Origin of the sequence: Faecalibacterium sp. An77 (genome assembly GCF_002161315.1) — a bacterium.
GTDB lineage: Bacteria > Bacillota > Clostridia > Oscillospirales > Ruminococcaceae > Faecalibacterium.
Map to the genome: position 1 here is coordinate 1 of NZ_NFHK01000122.1, position 526 is coordinate 526.

Here is a 526-nt window from a genome sequence, read left to right on the forward strand (position 1 = left end):
TAGAGCAACCCCATAAAATATCAACAATAACCGGCACAAGCAAACCAGTTACGACAGTCCGAAGAAGTAACGGCAGCAAACGCCTGGTATAAAGCAAGGTCCAAGTCCTCGAAGGTCAAGGCTCTGTATTTGCGCAGATAGGCTTTCATTTTGGACCATAGCTTCTCGATCGGATTGAAATCGGGACTATAAGGCGGCAAATAGAGTATCTGTGCTCCTGCCTGAGCAATCATCTGTGCAATCCCTGGCCCGTGGTGGGCAGCCAGGTTGTCCATCACCACGATATCTCCCGGATTCAGTTCAGGAAGCAAAGTCTCCTGCACATACTGCTGAAACTTTGACCGAGTTGTTCCACCGAGATAACTCGTTTGTGCAATCACTTTGTTGACTCGAATGGCTGAAAGCAGGGTAGTTGCTCTTGGCCTGGTAAGCGGAGCATGGTCAACGACTCGTTTGCCTCCTACAGCACGGCCATACCGGCGTATCATCCCAAGATTGACACCGCTCTCGTCCAGAAAGACCAAAT

At 49.8% G+C, this 526-nt stretch carries 1 protein-coding gene; it reads right to left on the minus strand.

The features are described from left to right. Nucleotides 1-20 precede the first annotated feature (20 nt). Nucleotides 21-526, minus strand: a 506-nt coding sequence (locus B5G28_RS14330) for an IS630 family transposase (protein ID WP_087249859.1), incomplete at its 5' end; no start/stop codon positions are given.